Origin of the sequence: Planctobacterium marinum, assembly GCF_020687805.1 — a bacterium.
Lineage (GTDB): Bacteria > Pseudomonadota > Gammaproteobacteria > Enterobacterales > Alteromonadaceae > Planctobacterium > Planctobacterium marinum.
In genome coordinates this window covers 290,187-310,653 of record NZ_JAJEWQ010000001.1, presented here as the reverse complement: position 1 = coordinate 310,653, position 20,467 = coordinate 290,187, and the positions used below count along the sequence as shown (strand labels likewise).

The following is a 20,467-nucleotide window of genomic DNA, read 5'->3' as shown; positions in this document are numbered from 1 at the left end:
CGATGAGAGTGATTAAACCCCAAAAAGTCGGACTACTGCACAAAGCTTATAGTTTTAAGTTTCGGCACTATTTTGTCTCCGCGCCGGTAATCTTTTTTGAATTGGGCACCCAACCTGGCGAAGCCGATCCGCACAACCCGTATAAAATATGCACTGAAAACCTGCAATGGCCTTTGGTTCAGGAGCAATTGGGCACGCAGATATTAGACATGGTAATGCCTAAACCCACAGCCGAATTCATGCTGGCTGGCAGCGCATGGAATACTGACCCGGAAAGCGCGAAGCCCATAGCAGTGGGAATAAAATTCGCCAACAAAGAAAAGCGCCTGAAAATTCACGGTGAACGTTATTGGCACAAAGGGCTACTGGGCTACAAATTAAGTAAGTCTGCCCCCTGGGAATCGGTGTTTGTTAACGAACAAAATGCCTACGGGGGTGAAGGTTATCAGGACAACCCCTTAGGCACAGGCTACGTCTGTCAGGATAAAATCACCGCCGCGCCCGGCATTGAAGACGACGACATCAGCGTTACGCGTATCGGTAAGAAGTACCCACCCGCGGGATTTGGCAGCCTGACAATCAATCACTCCCAGCGCAGTCAATACAATGGCAATTATAAAACCAAAGACTGGCTGGAAAATCATTTTCCGAATCTGGCACCGGATACTGACTTCCGGTTATTCCTGGCGGCTCGTAAAGATCAACAACTGGATACTTACCTGCGTGGTGATGAAGCCTATACTCTGGCGAATCTGGTGCAAAATCAGCCTGTTTTTGAAGGAAAACTACCGGGTGTTTACCCCAGAAGCTTCATTCAAACTAACGACACCGAAAACAACTTTAAGGAAGTACCACTCAACCTGGATACCGTGTGGTTATTCCCCGATATCAATGTTGGCGCCCTGATATGGCACGGCCAGCTTGAAGTGCAACAATTAGATGCCAGGGATATTGAGGCAAATTTGCTGGCCTTTGAAGCGCTGAAAGACGAACCCAGAACAATTGAACACTATCAACAAGCCCTCGCCCTCAGAGTCAACCCTGAAACTGCGCTTGAAGCCATTTCCGATGAATCTCCGCTGTCGCCACTTAAAACACCTGAGCAATTAGCGGCAGAACAAAATGAATACGACGAGGAACTAGCCGAGGCTGAAGCGCTGCAACAGGAACAACAAGCACAATTTATCGAAGAAGCAAAAGAAGCCAATGGCGGTATGTTACCGCCTGGATTTGAAGCCCCGGAACTGGAAAAACCCAAAGTGCTTATTCCCAAAGCCGCCATTAAACGTGGTTCTTTTAGTTCGGCACCACTGTTTAAAGAATTCGAGGCGCAAAAAAAGGCTGCCGAAAAGCAGCAAAAAGAGATGGAAGCGCAGCTGGCCGACGCTGAAAAACTGCGCGAAAAGCAACTCAAACAATTGGATCCGGCCCAGGTAAAAGCCATAAATGAAAAAGGAAACCTTTCTGACAAAATTGAGGAAATGCAATCATTGCCGAAAGATAAAAGCCTGGACCTGGATGAAGAGCAACTGAAAATGCTGCAGGAGCAACAATTTAAAGCGCAGCAATACAGTATGACGCCCATCTCTGACTGGCCAGAAGATGAATACGCACAGGAAAAACGCGCCATATTTATCCAGGCAATGAATAATGGCGAATCCCTTGCGGCAAGAAATTGGTCAGGTGCCGATCTGTCTCACTTAAATTTACAAGGATTTGATTTAAGCCAGGCAAACCTGGAAAATTGCAATCTGGAGAGCAGTAATTTATCAACCGCAAATCTGCACAAAACCGCCCTGTTAGGTTGTAAGATTAGCCATACCCGGTTCAACAAGGCCAATCTGCATGAGGCTAACCTCAGCAGCACCGTAGGCATAAACCCGTCGTTTACCCAGGCCAATCTGAGCAATGCCCTGTTAATGAAGATGAACCTGGAAAATGCCCGGTTCGACGCTGCCGATATGCGCCTCAGCGTGATCTTTGAATCCCACCTGAAACGCAGCAGTTTCAACGCTGCTCAATTTACCAAAGTAAGCATTGTAAACAGCAACTGCCGTGATTCCGACTTCTCGCATATTACGGCGGAAATGTTTGTGGCCATGAATACTGACTTTCAGTTAAATCAGTTTTGTCAGGTGAAATTGCTTCGTTGTGCCTTTTTGGATTCTGATTTTAGCGTAACTAACTTTGCCGAAGCTGAACTGGAAAAATGTCAGTTTAGTGGCGACGGAAAGTTATCCGGAGCCTGTTTTGCGGGTGCTAAAGCGAAGCAGTCGGGATTCAGACGCGTCGATGCTCGCGACTGGCACGCTCCGCAAGCCGCATTTAATCAGTGCGATTTGGGGGATTCGGATTTTCATCGGGGAAACTTTGTAAAAGCTCAGTTTATTCAATCCATTTTGTCCGAATCACGCTTTGTTGATTGCAACCTGACAGCCGCTAATTTCTATACCGCCTTGTTAAGAACAACGCTGTTAGAATCATGTCAGCTAAAAGGCGCTAACTTTTACCGGGCTGATGCCCTTACGGCTCTGGTATTCGACAGCAACTTCAAAGCGGCTGAAAACCTCGATCCTCTGACTATCAGGAGGTGGCGCAATGCCGACAGAAAAGCTGCTTAAACTGGCGCGCTTAAACCGCCTTATTACTCAGGACGAAATTGCAGGCGTTAATTTCAACGGATTAACACTGCCTATGGCAACCTTTCAGGAAGTGATATTTGAGGACCAGGTTTTTAACGCAACGCAATTCGAGCAATGCACCTTTTTAAACTGCCAATTCATAAATTGCACCTTTGAAAAAGCTCGCTTTACCACCTGCACCTGGCACGCGTCGACGTTACAACAGGTGGAATTTAAGCACTGCCATTTACTCGAGTCTTCCTGGGCCGCCTGTGAAAATCGCGCTATTGCCTTTAGTGAATGTGTCGTACAGCGCTGTGCCATGACTCAGGGACAACTGGAAGAATGTACTTTTAGCCACGGACAATGGCTGGACAGCGCCTTTATGCAGGTAGACTGCACCGCCGTGACGTTTGCTGATTCAGAGATGAATAATTTTGTGTTAAATGAGAGCAACTTTGACACCATTGCCATAGAGCAATGCCAGGTTCAAAGGGGCTTGTTTTTGAAGTGTCAGTTTAACAATAAGCAATGGCATAAGCTGGTTTGGCAGGCCTGCTCATTTAATGAAAGTGTATTCAACCACTGCACAATCACCGAAGCACAATGGCAAACAAATAATTTTATTGGCTGCCACTTTAACCATTGCCAGTTTTCGCAATGTAATTTACAGCAAACCCTGTTTATTAAAGCGCAATTTAATCAGGTCCATTTTGGTCAATGTGAGATCAGCGAAAGTAATTTTAGTGAAGTGTTCGCAAAGCACAGCCAATACTCTCAATGTACCGCAGACAAGAGCCTGTGGATGGCCTCGCAGTGGAACAGCTGCGAATTTATCGATCTAAAACTTAGTATGAGTGACTGGTCCCATGCCAATTTGGTCGACAGTACTGTGAAGAATTGTGATTTTACCGCTGCGAACTGGCATAAATTGCAAGAAGATAATACGCTTTGGAAGAAAAATATTAAAAAAATGCTAAGAATGACGGACAAATTACAGGCCAACTCGGAGGCAGCAGCCTGATATGGGTACACAAATTAAAAACGATATTACATTGGAAAGCACATTCGAACGGCCGATGTTTGCAGGTCAGGTGAGTTCAATTTCTGAATCCGGTCATTTTTTGATAAATGGTCACATTGAAACCCAGCAAGCACTGAGCTGCCTGATTAGCCCTTGTGTTGGCGACACCGTTTTATACTGGAAAGACAGCCAGAATCACGGATGGATTATCAGCGTTTTAAGTGGTGAAAAGCATCAGGAAAGAGAATTATCTTTGCCAAACAATGCCAGTATTAAGGTCAACACCACCAGTCTCACAGTAAATGCATCTGATTCCATAAAAATGAATGCTATCAAGGAAATCAACCTCAATGTTGCCTTAGGGAAATTGAACGAATGTGCACGTTCTATCTACCAAATGGTACAGGGTACCCTGGTGCAATGCACAAAACAGCTAATAAATAGGTCGGAATACCTTGATTTCCATGCCGAAAAATTGTTAAAAAGTCATGCTGCACAACAACTTATCACGGCTGAAAAAGACATCAAGATGGATGCTGACAGGATTAATATGGGGTAAATAATGTTTTGTAAAACTCAAATGTTTGCTCTGAGCCTTGGATTTCCCGACGTGTGCAAAATAGTCACACCGGTTGGGCCTGTGCCTATTCCTTTGCCAAATTTTGCTTTTTCGACGTTGGCGATCCCGACCATTTATAATCATTTTATTACCGCAATGCCGGTACATAATTTGGCCACCACAACTGCAATCAGTAGTGGTAATGAAGTGTCAGCGCCGATGGGCGGTGTAGTTTCCAACCAGTTTATTGGTTCGAAGCGCAATTTACTGGGTAGTTTCAAGACGTTTTTTCAATGTATGCCCTGTACCAGAATGCTGGACTTAAGCGGTCAAAACGGGTTACTGTCCAACATTCCGGGGTTAAATTTATCACCAAGCCAGGTGAAGGTCATGGTGCTAACTTGAAACAACTAATCTTTGTTACTGTACTTATTCAGTTTGTCACCGCCTGCTCTACAGTTCAGGTGGTTAATGAGTATATGCCCTGGTACAGTGGCAATCAGGTAGAAAGTGTTGGACTCAAGGTGAATACAGGCTCTGCAATGAAGTATGCGGTGTCTGTAGATATCATTTTTGCTTATGATGAAAACCTGGTCACCCTGCTCACCAGCACGTCTTCTGACCAATGGTTTAAAGAGAAACAAGGCTATATAGCCAGTTACGGCGTTAATATGGATGTTATCCAAAGGCAAATAGTGCCAGGTTACAGCGAGTTACTGAACCAGTTTTCCGAGCGAAGCGATTTAGCAAAAGGCGTTTTCGCATTCGCTTTTTACCCAAATAATCCCAATGCCAAAGCAGTCCTCACAGAAGTGGCGACCCCGTGGTTAGTTTTTGACGAAGCGCAAATGACCATGGTTTCATCAGCACCTGGCGGCTCTACAGGGGATAAATAATAATGAAAAATATATCTGTAATGCCGGATCCTGTGCAGTGGTTTGAGGGAATGTTACTTTCCCCACAACACTTTCAGCAGAACAATATCTATCTGGAACAGGCCATGTTCCATCAGTTGCAACGCACAAACCCTTTTTATTGGGGGGTATGTGAATTAGAAATTGACCAGGACGCGGTGACGTTCGATCAGTTGATCGTCAATAAAGTTCACGCCGTTATGCCTGATGGTACTGTGGTGAAACACGCTCTTTCGCAACAGCAAGCCATGGAATCCGAAGGGTTAAAACAACTGTCTATTCAGTTATCAGAGATCCCGGAAATTGAACCGCAAAAACCGTTTTATGTGCACCTTGCAATCCCGGCATTGAGCGACGGTTGCGCCAGTGATGTGGATAGCGAGTTAAAACGCTACGACAGCGTTAATGAAGGCAAAGTTATCGACCAGAACGATATCCAGAATAAAATCGATCTGGTGCGTTTGAGAACCCGCTTAATACTTTTAGTGGATTCACAGTTATCCCCTAATTTTAGGTCATTTCCGATTCTTAAGATGGAAAAAACCTACGACGGTAGTTTTCAGATTTTAAACTACACTCCGCCGGTTCTTTATGTTCCCAAAGTCGATGCGCCCTACCAGGTGAAGATTGGCAAAGATATTGAAGCACTGTTAGGTGACCTCAGAACAAAGGCTACCGGGCTACGCAACTTCTTCACTGACACACAAGGTCAGAACAGTATTGTCAGTGCGGTACAAAAACAGCGTATTCATTACCTGACCTCTTGTCTGCCGGGTGTTGAAGTTTTGCTAAATAGTCAAATGACACATCCGCAACAGCTTTATTTAGCTCTGGTTAATTTAGCGGGCAACATGGCCATCATTCACCCTGATTTGCTGCCCCCGTCATTCTCTGAATATCGTCACAATGACATTGACGGTACTTTTAAGGCCTTGTTTAGCTTTATCAAAGACATTACCGAAAGTATCAGGCTGGACTTCACCTGTATTCCATTTGAAATCAATGAAGACCACGAATACTCCGTATCTATTGATCAATTACCTGAGGACGGTATTTTTTACCTGTCACTGAAACAGGCCACAGGCTCAAGCCCTGACAAATTGAAACAGTGGTTAGACAACGCCATGATTGCTACCGACAACAACTGGGAATTACTGTTGTTATCGCGCACCCTGGGCGCAGACCGCACCCCAGTGAAAGAGTTCAAAAACCTTAAACTGTTAGCCGGAGATGAAGAGCTCTTTATTGAAATTAAAGTGGATCGCGAATTTATCGCGCCTAAACATAGATTGATGATCAGCGGCTCGGACCAATCCCTTGCGGATCACCAGCCTGCGGTAATTAACTGGTTCATCCCGCGAAAATCGGGTTAATGGAAAACTAGATGAGCATGTCACCAGCATCAATTAAACAAAACCAACTGATACTCAGGGCCTTTGAGGAAAGCCTTGCGTACTGGAATCAGTTGCGTGTTGATGTTGAAGCACACTTTAAAGAAGCTACCAGCCTGTCAGATCGCGAAGGCAAAGAAATCAAAGACGTTCCGCGCTATGTTCACCGGGAAATCACCGAGTACCTGTCGGAGCAAGAGCAACGGATAAAAACTATCGCCTCATCAGGGCAATATATCATTTATGTTCAGGCGCAATATGCGCTGGTAGCCTTGATTGATGACCAATTGCTGAGAATGGTTGCCTGGCCACACCAAACAGACTGGTTGGGCATGTTATTAGAGAAAACCTTGTATTCAAGTCGCAATGCCGGCCACAAACTGGTGCAACGTGTCGAGGAGCTGATTGAATCGGATGCCACCGGCAAAACCCTGTCACCGCAGTTAAAACAATTAGCCTACATCTATCTCTCAGTATTTTGGCAGGGATTTCGCGGCAAACTGATCAATAACACGGCCCGGCTGGAACACCTGATGAATGCCCTGGTAGAAATATCCGACTTTAACAGCGTCGATCTTTCCCATAAACACCTGTTTCACCAGCCCTATTTACACAACAGAAACAACGACAAAGCCGCGCGACTGGCACCCTTGTCGAAATGGCATCGGGTTACGTTGTTCGCCTTTATAATTTATCTGGCATTGGGCGCCGGTATCTGGGGAGTGCTGACAATGGATTTAAGTCAGGAACTTAGCTCAGTAATTACGATGAGTAATCAATAACATGAACTTAAATGAATTAAAGCGCATGTTCAATAAACTGGATGGGTTCTTTGGTGACTACAACCTCATCTGGTTACTGATATTACTTATTGTTGTTGTGTTCTTAATCATACTTGCCAGTGGTAAACAGATTAAGATTGTCATTCCCTTTTTGCCTCGTGGGTTCAATCGTATCAGCTTTTCAAGAGACGATTTATTTCGCCTAAAGAAAAAGGCGGATGATGCCGTAGAAGAGCGCAAAGAAGGCCAGGTCGCAAAGCCTAAGGTAAACGTTGTTGGGGGCCTGGTAAATGCTGTACAACTACTCAGTGGCGGTCACGAAAAACGCTATAAACTCCCTACCTACCTGATGATTAGCGGTGGTGATACCACACCGGATCGCGCCATGTTGAGCGAACTGGAGTCCGTTTTAGGTAAGAAAGAACAGCGCTTATTGCAGAAAAAAGACGATAGCGACAGTTGGTACTTGTTCCAGCAAGGGTGTGTGGTACACCATGAAAATACCGCACAAATTGTCTCGGAATTAAAGCAGTTCCGCCCGGAACGCCCATTGGATGGTGTGATCATTACACTGCCCATCAGCAAGTTTGTTGAATTAGATAAGCTGGAGCTGGAGAACTGGGCAACAGAGATTTATCAATCTGTCTGGCAAACCCAGCAAAAAGTCGGTTTTATTCTGCCCGTTTACCTGGTCGTCACCGGGGCTGAAAAACTACAGGGGTTTGATGCGTTTTGGTCCCAGGATCGGGTTAAGCGCTATATCAATCAACAGTTTGGTTGGGCTAACCCGTATAATGATTCACAACCTTACCAAAGTAGTTGGATCACCGAAGCCATATCCGCAGTATCGCATCAGATACGCAGCGCACAGATGTCGATTATCAGTCACGATAAGGCTTTAGATAAAAACAAACCCACTGAAGCTTTGTTGTTAGCCAACAGTCTGGATTCAACTGAAGCGCCATTAACGATTGTCTGTAATGAACTTTTTGGCAGTACTGCATTACAAATGCCGCTGATGTTTCGCGGTGTCTATTTTACCGGGCAAAATACCCAGCGAAATGCCGATACCGGTGATACTGAAAAACAGTTTATTTGCCTGCAGGAGCTTTTTGAACAAAAGATCTTTGCAGAAAACCGACTGGCCTTCCCTCCTCAAAACAAGCTGCTGTCCAGTAATAGTCGATTGCGCGCCTATCAATATACATCCATTATCACGTTTGGCGCGCTGACCACATTATTAGTCATGGACACCATGGCGTTAAACGCACAAACCACCGGTTTAGTGCGGGCAATCGAAAATGAGCCCAAAATTGAAGAAGTAACTGGCCTCACCCACGTCAACCGGGTACTGGACCACATAGGCTCCATGGACGCCAGTGAAATTAATTACCTGAGTATGCCTTTGTCCTGGCACAACTCCTTTAACGACCGCATTATGGATTACTTTTCGTCGCATGTTTTTGGCGAAGTGGTATTTCCTGCTTTTCAGTGCAAAATGCAATCTAAAATTCAGGACAAACTCAACAATATCCAAAACCTTGGCTCGTCTGTGGACTTTTCCAACTGGCTGAATGAATTGTCTGTCGGCTATGCGCGATATGACGAACTAAGTGATTTAATTACCAATGATCATCAGTCGTCACTGGACACCGAACGAAAAATTACTGACATTGTTGGCTACCTGTATGACACTAAACTTCCCGATAGTTTTTACGAGCACTCATCCCTCTACATACGAGCTATATCGAACAAAAACAATGACATAGAATTTAATACCTTTTGCGATATTAAACCCTTAGAAACCCCCGAGCAATGGAACAAAATCATGGCGCTGGCGAACCAGGAAATCGCCATAATTGCCCGTGAGGTGGTAGCGCCAAAAGACTTTTTTGAGTTAAGCGCCCAGTTGCAAAGTTTGCCGACAGTCATTAGCTGGTATAACAAGATCCCTGAATTTGCCCAGAGTTTAAAGCAGTACAATCAGTGGTTGTCGCATCTTAAAAACTATTGGCTTACCTCTCATGCCTCCCCTAATGAATGCATGTTAGTCCATGATTCCTTGCTGTCACTCAGTGATAACTTCGGACAGGACCGAAGCGCAGCGAAACAATTTTTAGAAAGCTGTCAGAGTGCAGTTTCGCAAGTCATGGACAACGACAATCAAAGTTTGTATATGAAAATTTATGCCAATACAGACTATCCAATGACCCTAAACCAAAATGCCGAAGCACTGTTTGCTTCCGTAGAAAAAACCAACGCGTTGAGCTATATGGATGTCGTCGCTGGCAGCGATTATGTAGATCGCGGCGAGGACTTTTTCTGGTCCACCGAACAGCTCAATCGCGCACTTGAGTTGTACGACGAATACGTTCAGTTTGCCAATACCGAATACCAAAGTGTTTGGCTTCCCAATAAAAAAGTACGAGACAATCAGGCCTATTTTGCGCAAGGTATTGCACTGAAACAGCTGCAGTTTGCCATGAACCGGCATGTATTGCAGGCCCAGATAGAAGAAGTCGCCGAGTTCCGTCCTGAGTCTTTGCGACCGGTGAGCCAGCAGGAGGCCTATTTGTCTGCCGCTGTTGGCAACTTCAGGAAATCCATGGATTCGATTTTGGCGTTGTTACTGGCCTACCAAAAACTGGAATTTGAAGAAAGTCACGCCTGGTTGTTAAAACTCAGTCAGGATCACGCTTTTAAGCTGTTAGAGCGGGTTGATAAGCTTTATCGCGACAATCGAATATTTACTCCCTTGCAGAAACCCAAATGGAGCGCCCACCAATACAACGCCGTTTTGTTTGGCATTAATGGCGATGGTCAATTGCAAGATTATCTTTCGGCTCAGGCCGAGCGAGCCAACAATATAGCCTTTGAATATGCAGAGCCGCTGGTGGTATTTCTGCTAAACACCAAAGGTAAATATGTTAATTACGAATTGTTTGGCAAATGGCAGAACACCCTGATTGAACTAAATAAACAACAAAATAAAGATCCTTCAAATAGCCTGGAACAATTAAACCAGTTCATGAGCAATCAATTAGCAGTTGTGGATCAGTCCAATTGCTTTGCGACAACGGCTGAAATGGTCGTACCGGAAGGTAGCGATGCCTTCTCATTAGGCCACAAAAACATCATCAACCGGGCCATTCAACATTGCAACAGCTTTAAGGCTGACCAAATTAAAAAAGAATATGCCCAGATATCAGCGTTGTTTACAGAGCTGTTAGCGGATAAAGCCCCCTTTACCCGCAAAGCCAAAGCGCGCAATGTATCGCCAAAAGTGATGCGGGAATTTCTGGAGCAATATTCGCCGTTGGCCAATGGACTGGTACAGCGTATGGCAGTATTGGCCTGGAAAGACAAAGCCTATAAAGCCGCACAAGACTTTATCAAAGAACTTGATGCCACCGCGCTGCTGTTCGAGAATATCCTTTTGGCTTCCGGCAAAGATTCATCTGGTATCGAGATTGAAGTTGAATTTAACGTGATGGATGAATATGCCCAGTTCACCGAACACCTGTCTTCCTGGACATTTGCTTCCGGGGCATATCAAAGCAGTTTCCCTGGCACCAGCACTATGGTTTTCTGGACTCCCAACGATCCGGTCATGATGTCATTAAAGTGGGCGACTCAGTCCCCTTATCGCGGCTTTGCCATAGATGGACGCAACAGTGGTCAGGGCGAACTCAATTACCGGATTGACGATATCTGGGGCTTATTGAGCTTTATTAATACCTATAAAGCCAATGAAATCGACAGCGAATCATTAGTGGCAGAATCCAGACTGTTAAAATTTGAAGCCAGTGTGTCAGCCAAATCGGGCCAACACCCGGCACCTCAGCCTAATGTCATGCGCGCTTTTGCCAGGTTCACCGTTTATGGTGTAGATCCAGAATCCAAACAAAAAATAGCGCTTAGCATTCCTGAGCATTTCCCAGAATTTGCACCGCAAGTGTTAAAAGGAAGCAACTGATGAGTACCGATCACAATAGTATTTTACAAGAAAGATTCGGACAAATGTGTGGTGTACCTGTAGATGCCCTGTTGCAACCTATTGCAGGTGACAACCCTTCAGGTGAATATCTAAAACATCACAGTATTTACGCGTCGCTGAAATCCGCACGTACCGCAGACGATGCCTCGGTGCCGATGGGGCAATGGGAACATGATTTAAAAGCCGCCGATTGGGATGAGGTGAGCCGCCTGGCATTAGAAACACTGGAAACCCGAAGTAAAGATTTGCAAATTGCCATTTGGTTGTTAGAGGCGCAAATCAATAAATGGGGTTTTTCCGCCATCGGTCCGATTATCTACTTTATTCAGCAGTTATGCGAAACCTTCTGGGACTCCTTGTACCCGGAAATCGAAGACGACGATCTGGAGTACCGAACAAACCTCATTATTTGGATCAATCAAAAGTTATTGCCAACTGTTAAACAGTTGTCCATTACGGCGACGCGTGGTGATGCCTATTACAGTTGGTCTGACTGGGAATTATCGGCTCAACATGAACAACTGCCTGCAGAAACGCGCAAAAAGTTACAAAACGATTTACTGCAAACTCAGACCATTGTTAGTTCTATCATCGCCACCCCCATTGAGTTTTACAAAGAAGTATTTACCAATTTAAAACTGGGTATTCTGGCACTGGAGCAGTTTTCTGCCTCGTTGGATGATTTGTGTGGTCGACATGCTCCTTCGTTGTCCGGCTTAACCTCTTTGCTGGAAGATATTCACGACACACTTTATAGCCATGTAAAACACCGCGGGCTGGAAGCCGCTCAGGCCTCTGATGAAGATGAATCCGAAGATAACAATATGTCTCCGGATATGATGAGCGCTGGGTCTGGTCGAGGACCGATCCGCAATCGTCAGGAAGCTTATGCCAAACTGGCAGAAGCTGCAGAATATTTGTCTCATGACGATCCCCACAGCCCTGTTCCATACCTGGTTTACAAAGCCATTGAATGGGGACAAATGAACACCGCAGAGCTGTACCAGGAATTATTTATTCAGTATCAGGGACAACTCAACATCTTTGAAGTCATGGGATTAGAACTGGATCCTAAGCAGGCACAAAGACGCTAACCGGAATAATCAACTATGCCATCAGCAAAAGACATTGTCGCAGCCAGAAAGGCCAATCTCACCACCAATCAACAACTGGCCCGTGAGAATGTCAACAACCTGATTAATCTTCGCGGTCAGTCGCAAGGGCAACGGGGCGTTGATATTAATATTCATGGCACCTTTGCCCGTGGTGAAGCCTGGACTAAAACCGGCTCAGCTTTTGACAAAGAAAACACCCGGGCCCGCAATACCGCCAGTACCAATTTTCAGTGGAGCGGTGGTCAAACAGAGGCATCGCGAGTTGAAGCTGGTAAACAGTTAAATGCTTTTCTGAAAGATGTTAACCGCCCTACCATAAACCGCTCAACCAGCAATGACGTCAACGCCATTGCCCATAGTCATGGTGGTAACGTTCTGGGTAAAGCACTGGGCGCTAAAAGTACCCCCAGTATTCGCAATGCTGTGATGTTAGGAACCCCGCAAATGTCCAGCGGGGGGAAAAACACCTCCTGGTCTGCCAACGCTGCGGACAAAGTCAGAGGCCAAATCCATAATATTTATGACAACAAAGACGCCGTTCAGGTAACGACAGCGAGAGCCAATGAACACATAACGGGCAATATGGTGTCTGTCGATAATAAATTTAGTGTGAAGAACAGCATCACTCCGCAAAACAATATCCGGGTTGAAACCGGCGCCTGGTTACCCAGCGTACAGGCGCACTCAGATATGCACGACGCCAAGATTGGCAAACTGACCAATCACCTTTTAGGTCAGGATGCAAAATCCAGTGAACGGATCAAAACCAGTACTGCGCGAGCCAACAACAGCACGGCTAAGTTTCATGGCAATTTAAATAACAGAGCCTCAAACGTCGTATTTCACAAAAAATGAGCGAGCCGGAGAATTCGGAACAGTATTTTGGTGAATATCAGGAAGTATTCGAAGCCCCTTCGGGGCAACTGCTCATCGATATAGGATTTAAAGCCCTCAGGCCACGCAACCACCCTCTGGAAGCCCTCATCGCACAGCACGAATCCAATCTACTGGGATATTATGCGATTGAATATGAAGGCTATATCAATGTATTTGCTGAGCACAATGAGTTGGTGGGCGGGCTAATCTTACAAAGGCGCTGGAATGCCGTCTCTATTTATTCTTTTTTTATCATCGAATCTCTGCGCGGCATTGGACTTGGCAAACGCATTCTTACTCTGGCTGAGCACCTGGCTCAACAAATGGGCGGCAAAGCACTGGTGTTGGAAACAAGTACCTTACACACTTATGAGTTTTATCTGAAAAACGGATTTACTCTGTTAGCGGAACTATCGGGTTATATTGATGGAGAAAACTGGTTTCATATGTATAAGGAAATTCAGCCAGTTGAAGAGTAAAGTTGTTGAATCACCTTACAGCGTTTCTTTTATACTTCGCCAACGACTCTTCTCAGCCCTGACGGTCCATTGGGGTTAGCCGCAACAGCAACGGTAGAAGCGCGTTTTTCGCTTTGCCCTATTGCCTCACCCAGGTGCACAGATTGAAGCTCAGAAGGCTTAATTTGCGCGCTTCTGCCACGATTCTGAATGGGTCTCATGCCGCCGCGCAACATACTTTGCATCTGAGGCGTCAATTGATGAGCCAGCGCCGTTTGCTGCCGGGTAGGCAGTGGCTCTTTAATACTATTACCAGCCGCATTTCGTCCTTCCATGTCAGATCCTCCCCAAGACTGACTGGCACGCAATCTGGGATCATCGTTTGCTGCGTATTCGCGACCGAACTGCAGTGCAGGTTGAAATGGTGCGTTAACACCTATCAATCTTACCGGGTTTCTTCCGAGTCTTTGTTCACCGAATCTCATATATTTTTCTGACAGCTAACTGTTTCTGGCAACGTTTTTTAATGTGCATTTGATTGAAAAAGGGAACAACACAATCCTTTATGCAAATAATCCATCCGTATTCGTTTGAATGTCATGCAATTCGCCTGTTCCATCGCGTTTCCTTGCACTTCAGGTTTCACCATAGGCATAAACAGCCGGTTTTGCAAACACTTATTCCGTTTTTAGCGCAATAAATTTCCAGATATCAAAGATAGATTTTTGTTCTCAAATCCATAGAATGTTCACCACAAAATAGTGAGCAGTGCATGGCGAAAGTATTACAAACATTTAATATAAGCGAAGCAAATATCATCGCGACTATCACTCAGGAAAAAGGCAAGGCCGATTTGTGTGTGTTTATTGTCAGTTCACCTGGTATGGCCTGGTCTGACGAACGCTGGTATCTCACCGACAACGAAGCGGACGCGTCTAGTACCATTTATTTTGGGCAAAGTGGCCGCTCTGCCCTGAAAGTGTGCTTTGTGAAAAATCCGGCAGATGCGGGCTGGCAAACTAATCACAAACTGAAGGGTAAAATTTAAAACAACCGGGTAACTCAGGCATCCGGGTTTAAGATTTTTGATAACGCCTCAGCGGTTTCTTCGGCTTGTTTTTGTTTTGCCTCGGCTTCGGGATCAGGTAACACAGGCATTTTGACAACCTGAAGATTGACATCATACACGGCCTCCCATTGTTTTTCCTGAATCTGGGCGGTGTGTTCATCTTTGTAATTACCCAGCAAAAGTAATAACGCTTTATTACCCAACGGAGTTTTGTATGGGATATAGGTTGGTGCAACATCGGTAATACCGATTAACGCCAGGTGGCGGTTACCATCATCTTCATTGGGATATTCGCCTAACAACACTGTGTACGTAACATCCACATCCATCGGGCTCACCAACAAGTCGCGTTGAGTAGCATATTGCGTCTTATCTTCTTCAGCCGCAGTTGCCTCTGTTGAGACAGGTTCATCCACGACCCCTACCCATTCACCTACGATTGAACCGCCAATTAAACCATCAGCTTTAAAAGGGGCTTTTACTTCCTCTTGCCACGACGGGTCCATTGGCCAAAACACCGATAAGGTATAACCGAAGCCAATTAACAAAGCGGCAATTATAATGTTTTTAATCATGATTGAGACGTGGCTAATTTATTTACTCGAATCGCAGTGTACTCCTGAGGTGTGAACAGGCGCAAACAAAATCCCGTATCCAGCGAAAATTGCCCAATTTATGCAAATATTACGACCATAATTCAAATAGGAAAAAAGGCCTAAACAAGAACCATTAACATTACTATCTCTTTGTTTTATAAGGTTTTTTACTTGTTTTTGAGTCAATATCTACTATACTAGATAACAACTTAAGCTTAGGTGATTCCACGATGCAAGGTGATAAACACATTTTAGCACTGTTAAATGAAGTGCTTACCGCAGAATTGACGTCTATCAATCAGTATTTTCTGCACGCCAGAATGTACAAAAACTGGGGATTCGAGCAACTAAACGGTGTTTGCTACAAGAAGTCTATCAAAGACATGAAACAGGCAGACAAACTCATGGAGCGGATCCTGTTTCTGGAAGGGCTGCCGAACCTGCAAAATTTAGGCAAATTGTTCATAGGTGAGCATTGCGAAGAAATGCTGTCCTGTGACCTTAGCTTTCAGTCACAACAAATTCCGCTATTGAAAAAAGCCATAGCCGAGTGTGAAACCGCCAAAGATTTTGTATCTCGTGATTTGCTTTCTGAAATCCTTGAATATGAAGAAGAACACATTGATTGGATCGAAGCTCAGCAATATCAAATTAGTCAAATGGGTCTGGAAAACTATCTTCAGGCGCAAATAGGAGAAGCGTAATGCAAGGCAAACAAAATGTAATCGACGCCCTGAACAGGCTGTTAGCCAATGAACTTACCGCTATGGATCAATACTTTATACATTCCCGCATGTATCAGGATTGGGGGTTCAACAAATTGTATGAGCGAATTGATCACGAGTTTGACGATGAAAAGCAACATGCGTCTCTGTTGATCGAACGTATTCTGTTCCTCGAAGGTGTACCGGATATGTCCAAGCGCGATCCTATTTTGGTAGGCACCGACGTTCCTTCGATGTTAAAAAACGACTTGAAAATCGAATATCAGGTTGACGCATTGCTGAAAGAAACTATGGCCTTATGCGAACAGGAACAAGACTTTGTGACACGCAATATGTTGCAGACACTGATTGATGATACTGAAATGGATCACGCCCGTTGGCTTGAACAGCAGATTGGCCTGATCGACAAAGTTGGGTTGCAGAATTATTTACAGAGTCAGCTTTAATACGAATTTGCGAGAGAAAAACTGCAGGTCGAATTGCAGTTTTTCTCTGGTTCCTGCCGACAAAGCTTCTAAAAAACTATTTCATTAAATCTAAATCAGTCAACCTGACCAATAACAGCCATCAGAAAACCGATCCGCAAACTGGCAGAGTGCAGTTACAACCCCCCGGCCAGTTTCCAATAAAGCTTTTATTCACTCCTTCACAGATGATTCCTATCATCTATTGCCGTAACTGTGCCCGGAACAAAATGCATTGCCAACTGCGGCAGTAAAATTTGATATACATCAATATTTGAAATAGCCATCGTAGTAATATCAATTGCTGTCAATATTAACCCCACCGGGATCAAAATGAGGCTAAATCCAGCCAAATGTAAATAGAAAGTTAACAAAGGTAATCAATAGGTTAGGTAAGATTAGTGATTCATTGATCAAGATCAAGTTAGTGGCCATGAAACTATCTTTTTGGGCCCAAAACCCTTATCATTTGGCCGCCTGAAAATCCTCTACCATTTAAACTCGGCAAATATGTGCATAATTTGTACAATTGACATTAGTTATCTATGGTTATCGAGGACACTGGTTTTAACTGGTGTTGCAGGCGTAGAAATTAACACTCAACACATGTGGAAGATGGTAAATAATGAGTGAAATGACCCGAGATCATTCTGAATATAACTACGACGTAGTCCGCAAATTCGCTGTTATGGCGATTATTTGGGGTATCGTTGGTATGGGCGTTGGCGTTTTAATTGCCGCGCAGCTCATCTGGCCAGCATTGAATTTTGACACGCCCTGGCTGACCTTTTCGCGATTAAGACCTCTGCATACTAATGCAGTAATTTTCGCTTTCGGTGGTTGTGCTCTGTTCGCAACGTCTTATTACGTGGTACAGCGCACCTCTCAAGTTAGACTATTTAGCGATAAGTTAGCTAACTTTACGTTTTGGGGTTGGCAAGCCATTATATTGTCAGCCGTGATCACCTTGCCGATGGGTTTAACGTCTTCCAAAGAGTACGCCGAGCTGGAGTGGCCCATCGACATACTCATTACACTGGTATGGGTTGCCTATCTTATTAACTTTTTTGGCACCGTTATTATTCGTAAAGTGTCTCATATTTATGTTGCCAACTGGTTCTTTGGTGCATTTATTATCACGGTTGCGGTACTGCACATCGGCAACAGCCTGGCGGTTCCGGTTTCATTAACCAAGTCTTACTCCATCTATGGCGGTGCCGTAGATGCTATGATGCAATGGTGGTACGGCCACAATGCGGTCGGATTCTTCCTGACGGCCGGATTCCTGGGCATGATGTACTACTTTGTTCCAAAGCAAGCCGGACGCCCGGTTTATTCTTACCGTTTATCCGTCATTCACTTTTGGGCACTGGTCTCACTTTATATCTGGGCTGGTCCTCACCACCTGCACTACACGGCACTGCCTGACTGGACTCAGTCAGTGGGCATGGTTATGTCGGTTGTACTGTTTGTTCCATCCTGGGGTGGCATGATCAACGGTATTATGACCCTGTCAGGCGCGTGGCATAAACTTCGCTCTGATCCGGTATTGCGCTTCCTGATTGTTTCCTTGTCTTTCTACGGTATGTCTACCTTCGAAGGACCTATGATGGCCATTAAAACGGTTAACGCTCTTTCTCACTACACAGACTGGACAATCGGTCACGTGCACTCGGGTGCGCTAGGCTGGGTTGCCATGGTATCTATCGGTTCTTTGTACCACTTGATCCCTATCCTGTTTAATAAACCTGGTATGTACAGCATCCGTTTGGTTAACGTACATTTCTGGTTAGCAACGGTAGGCGTGGTGCTTTACATCGTTGCCATGTGGATTTCTGGTGTAATGCAAGGCCTGATGTGGCGCGCAGTTAACGCTGACGGTACTCTGACCTATAGTTTTGTAGAAAGTCTTGAAGCCTCAATGCCCTTCTACTTCATTCGCTTCCTGGGTGGCTGTTTCGTAGTGACAGGTATGCTGCTAATGGCATACAACTGCTATAAAACCATCACCAGTGAAGACAAAGCAGAAGCGCAAGATGCTGCTGCCAGTGAAGCTCAGCCAGCGTAAGGAGTGCCGATGAAAAACGTACATGAACTCGTAGAAAAAAATGCAGGCCTGTTAGCCGTATTTATTTTAGTCGCCATTTCCTTTGGTGCCCTGGTTGAAATCACTCCCTTGATGTTTCAGCAACAAACTATGAAACCCGTAGATGGTTTAAAGCCTTACACGGCATTGCAACTGGAAGGCAGAGACATCTATATTCGCGAAGGCTGTGTGGGCTGTCATAGTCAGATGATTCGTCCGTTTCGCTCTGAAACAGAACGTTACGGCCACTACTCAGTTGCTGGTGAATCTGTCTGGGAACACCCTTTCCTGTGGGGTTCCAAACGTACTGGTCCTGATCTCGCTCGTGTTGGCGGACGATACAGTGATGACTGGCACTATGCTCACCTGATGGACCCTCGTGCCGTCGTACCTGAATCCAATATGCCTGCTTTTCCGTGGTTAGATGAAAACCTGCTTGATGGTAAACACACCGCCAGAAAGATGGAAATCTTCAAAGGCTTTGGTGTTCCTTATACCGACGAAGATATCGCCGGTGCGCAGGAGGCGGTCGAAGGCAAGACTGAAATGCAAGCATTGATTGCTTATCTTCAGTCACTGGGTACAGCACTTAAGTAGGTGACATTATGGATTACGGTACGATAGGCAGTATATTCACTGTTGCGGTATTTGTATTTTTTATAGGTATTGTGCTTTGGGCTTACAGTAAAAAGTCTAAAGCAGGGTTTGATGAAGCGGCCAATTTAGTTTTCGACGACGAGCCAAAACAAAAATCATCAAGCACAAATCGGGAGTCTTCTGACAATGAGTAGCTTTTGGAGTATTTTTGTAAGTGTAATTTCACTTGGCACAATACTGGGTTGTTTTCTGTTATTACGCTGGTGTTTAAAAAACAAAACCGGCGTTGAAGAAGGCGATGATATGCATCATGAATTTGATGGCATCCTTGAAATCAACAATGGGTTACCTGTTTGGTGGACCTACATGTTCTACGCAGTTATCGTCTGGGCTTTAGTGTATTTTGCACTCTATCCGGGTCTGGGTAACTTCCAGGGTTTACTTGGCTGGAAGAGCTCTCACCAGGATATTCGCTCTTTAGAAGAATCCAGAGCCGCCGTGATTGCCGCAAAAGAAGCGGGTGAAATTGTACAGTACGACCGTGAACTGGAATTCGCTGCTCAGAAATTTGATCCTGTCTTTAAAGCGATTGCTGACCGTCCTATAGAAGAACTGGTTAACGATCCGGAAGCGTTAAAAGTGGGACAACGTCTGTTTTTACAGAATTGCGCCATGTGTCACGGTTCCGATGCCAGAGGATCAACCGGCTTCCCTAACCTGACAGACAACGATTGGTTGTATGGTGGTACTCCGGAAAAAATTAAAGAAACCTTGCGCCACGGACGTCAGGGTGCCATGCCTGGTTGGATTGATTCCATGGGCGAGAAAGGCATAGAAGAAGTAGTTGCTTATGCGCTAAGCCTGAGTGGCAGAAGTGTCGATCAGGACCTGGCAGACAAAGGTAAAGCACGCTTTGCGGTATGTGCCGCCTGTCACGGCATGGACGGCACCGGTAATCAGGCATTAGGAGCCCCTAACCTGACGGACAACATTTGGTTGTATGGCGGTAGTCATCGGGCAGTAACTGAAACCTTAACCTATGGCAGAAATGGCGTTATGCCGGCGTTCAACGAACGCTTAGGTGAAGATAAGATTCACGTTGTTGCAGCTTATGTTTACAGCCTGTCTTATCAACCTTAAAGGCACGGTATAATTAACAAGGCCCCGGCTTTTAGCCCGGGGCTTTTTTATGA

General features: G+C 45.1%; 20 protein-coding genes. 18 read left to right on the top strand and 2 right to left on the bottom strand.

Annotated features, from left to right (window positions below; all coding sequences use genetic code 11):
- The first annotated feature begins 2 nt into the window (after positions 1-2).
- Genes LJ740_RS01445 through LJ740_RS01395 form a run of 11 tightly spaced genes read left to right on the top strand, consistent with a single transcriptional unit; the run spans position 3 to position 13,758 of the window.
- A complete protein-coding gene (locus LJ740_RS01445; RefSeq protein ID WP_229527268.1) occupies positions 3-2,621 on the top strand; it encodes a DUF2169 family type VI secretion system accessory protein in 2,619 nt (872 codons plus the stop codon).
- On the top strand, positions 2,599-3,645 hold the full coding sequence (locus tag LJ740_RS01440) for a pentapeptide repeat-containing protein (RefSeq protein WP_229527267.1): 1,047 nt from the start codon (positions 2,599-2,601) through the stop codon (positions 3,643-3,645). The genes LJ740_RS01445 and LJ740_RS01440 overlap by 23 nt, the downstream gene beginning before the upstream one ends.
- Before the next feature lies 1 nt (position 3,646).
- Entirely contained in the window at positions 3,647-4,204 is a 558-nt protein-coding gene (locus LJ740_RS01435; protein ID WP_229527266.1) for a DUF3540 domain-containing protein, read from the top strand.
- A gap of 3 nt (positions 4,205-4,207) precedes the next feature.
- Positions 4,208-4,609, top strand: a complete 402-nt coding sequence (locus LJ740_RS01430) for a DUF4150 domain-containing protein (protein WP_229527265.1) — start codon at positions 4,208-4,210, stop codon at positions 4,607-4,609.
- Entirely contained in the window at positions 4,606-5,100 is a 495-nt protein-coding gene (locus tag LJ740_RS01425) for a hypothetical protein (RefSeq protein WP_229527264.1), read from the top strand. The genes LJ740_RS01430 and LJ740_RS01425 overlap by 4 nt, the downstream gene beginning before the upstream one ends.
- A 2-nt stretch (positions 5,101-5,102) precedes the next feature.
- Positions 5,103-6,491: a type VI secretion system baseplate subunit TssK gene (gene tssK / locus LJ740_RS01420; protein ID WP_229527263.1), complete on the top strand. Its 1,389-nt coding sequence runs from the start codon at positions 5,103-5,105 to the stop codon at positions 6,489-6,491.
- 11 nt (positions 6,492-6,502) lie between these two features.
- Positions 6,503-7,291: a DotU family type IV/VI secretion system protein gene (locus LJ740_RS01415; RefSeq protein WP_229527262.1), complete on the top strand. Its 789-nt coding sequence runs from the start codon at positions 6,503-6,505 to the stop codon at positions 7,289-7,291.
- A gap of 1 nt (position 7,292) precedes the next feature.
- A complete protein-coding gene (locus LJ740_RS01410; RefSeq protein ID WP_229527261.1) occupies positions 7,293-11,267 on the top strand; it encodes a type VI secretion system protein in 3,975 nt (1,324 codons plus the stop codon).
- Positions 11,267-12,382 (top strand): type VI secretion system protein TssA, encoded by a 1,116-nt coding sequence (gene tssA / locus LJ740_RS01405; protein WP_229527260.1) that lies wholly within the window; start codon positions 11,267-11,269, stop codon positions 12,380-12,382. The genes LJ740_RS01410 and tssA overlap by 1 nt, the downstream gene beginning before the upstream one ends.
- 15 nt (positions 12,383-12,397) lie before the next feature.
- Positions 12,398-13,258, top strand: coding sequence for an esterase/lipase family protein (locus tag LJ740_RS01400; protein ID WP_229527259.1), 861 nt, complete (start codon positions 12,398-12,400; stop codon positions 13,256-13,258).
- Positions 13,255-13,758 carry a GNAT family N-acetyltransferase gene (locus tag LJ740_RS01395; RefSeq protein WP_229527258.1) on the top strand — a complete coding sequence of 168 codons (504 nt, stop codon included), beginning with the start codon at positions 13,255-13,257 and terminating at the stop codon, positions 13,756-13,758. Before LJ740_RS01400 ends, LJ740_RS01395 begins: the two co-directional genes overlap by 4 nt.
- Before the next feature lie 29 nt (positions 13,759-13,787).
- On the opposite strand, the gene LJ740_RS01390 is transcribed toward LJ740_RS01395, so the two are convergent.
- Positions 13,788-14,222 carry a hypothetical protein gene (locus tag LJ740_RS01390; protein ID WP_229527257.1) on the bottom strand — a complete coding sequence of 145 codons (435 nt, stop codon included), beginning with the start codon at positions 14,220-14,222 and terminating at the stop codon, positions 13,788-13,790.
- 287 nt (positions 14,223-14,509) lie between these two features.
- Between LJ740_RS01390 and LJ740_RS01385 the strand changes: the two genes are divergently transcribed.
- A complete protein-coding gene (locus LJ740_RS01385) occupies positions 14,510-14,785 on the top strand; it encodes a DUF6150 family protein (RefSeq protein WP_229527256.1) in 276 nt (91 codons plus the stop codon).
- 14 nt (positions 14,786-14,799) lie between these two features.
- On the opposite strand, the gene LJ740_RS01380 is transcribed toward LJ740_RS01385, so the two are convergent.
- Positions 14,800-15,381, bottom strand: coding sequence for a hypothetical protein (locus LJ740_RS01380; RefSeq protein WP_229527255.1), 582 nt, complete (start codon positions 15,379-15,381; stop codon positions 14,800-14,802).
- Positions 15,382-15,632: 251 nt separating this feature from the next.
- On the opposite strand from LJ740_RS01380, the gene bfr (LJ740_RS01375) reads away from it, so the two are divergent.
- The 6 genes from bfr (LJ740_RS01375) (at position 15,633) to ccoP (ending at position 20,414) form a co-directional block, all read left to right on the top strand.
- Positions 15,633-16,106: a bacterioferritin gene (gene bfr / locus LJ740_RS01375; RefSeq protein ID WP_229527254.1), complete on the top strand. Its 474-nt coding sequence runs from the start codon at positions 15,633-15,635 to the stop codon at positions 16,104-16,106.
- Positions 16,106-16,573: a bacterioferritin gene (gene bfr, locus LJ740_RS01370; RefSeq protein ID WP_229527253.1), complete on the top strand. Its 468-nt coding sequence runs from the start codon at positions 16,106-16,108 to the stop codon at positions 16,571-16,573. The genes bfr (LJ740_RS01375) and bfr (LJ740_RS01370) overlap by 1 nt, the downstream gene beginning before the upstream one ends.
- Before the next feature lie 643 nt (positions 16,574-17,216).
- Complete coding sequence (gene ccoN / locus LJ740_RS01365) at positions 17,217-18,659, top strand: cytochrome-c oxidase, cbb3-type subunit I (RefSeq protein WP_229527252.1); 1,443 nt, start codon at positions 17,217-17,219, stop codon at positions 18,657-18,659.
- A 9-nt stretch (positions 18,660-18,668) separates the two neighbouring features.
- On the top strand, positions 18,669-19,274 hold the full coding sequence (gene ccoO, locus LJ740_RS01360) for a cytochrome-c oxidase, cbb3-type subunit II (protein WP_229527251.1): 606 nt from the start codon (positions 18,669-18,671) through the stop codon (positions 19,272-19,274).
- Positions 19,275-19,282: 8 nt separating this feature from the next.
- The gene (locus LJ740_RS01355) at positions 19,283-19,468 is read left to right on the top strand and encodes a cbb3-type cytochrome oxidase subunit 3 (protein ID WP_229527250.1); all 186 of its coding nucleotides are present in this window, start codon (positions 19,283-19,285) and stop codon (positions 19,466-19,468) included.
- Complete coding sequence (gene ccoP, locus LJ740_RS01350) at positions 19,461-20,414, top strand: cytochrome-c oxidase, cbb3-type subunit III (RefSeq protein ID WP_229527249.1); 954 nt, start codon at positions 19,461-19,463, stop codon at positions 20,412-20,414. Before LJ740_RS01355 ends, ccoP begins: the two co-directional genes overlap by 8 nt.
- Positions 20,415-20,467 lie beyond the last annotated feature (53 nt).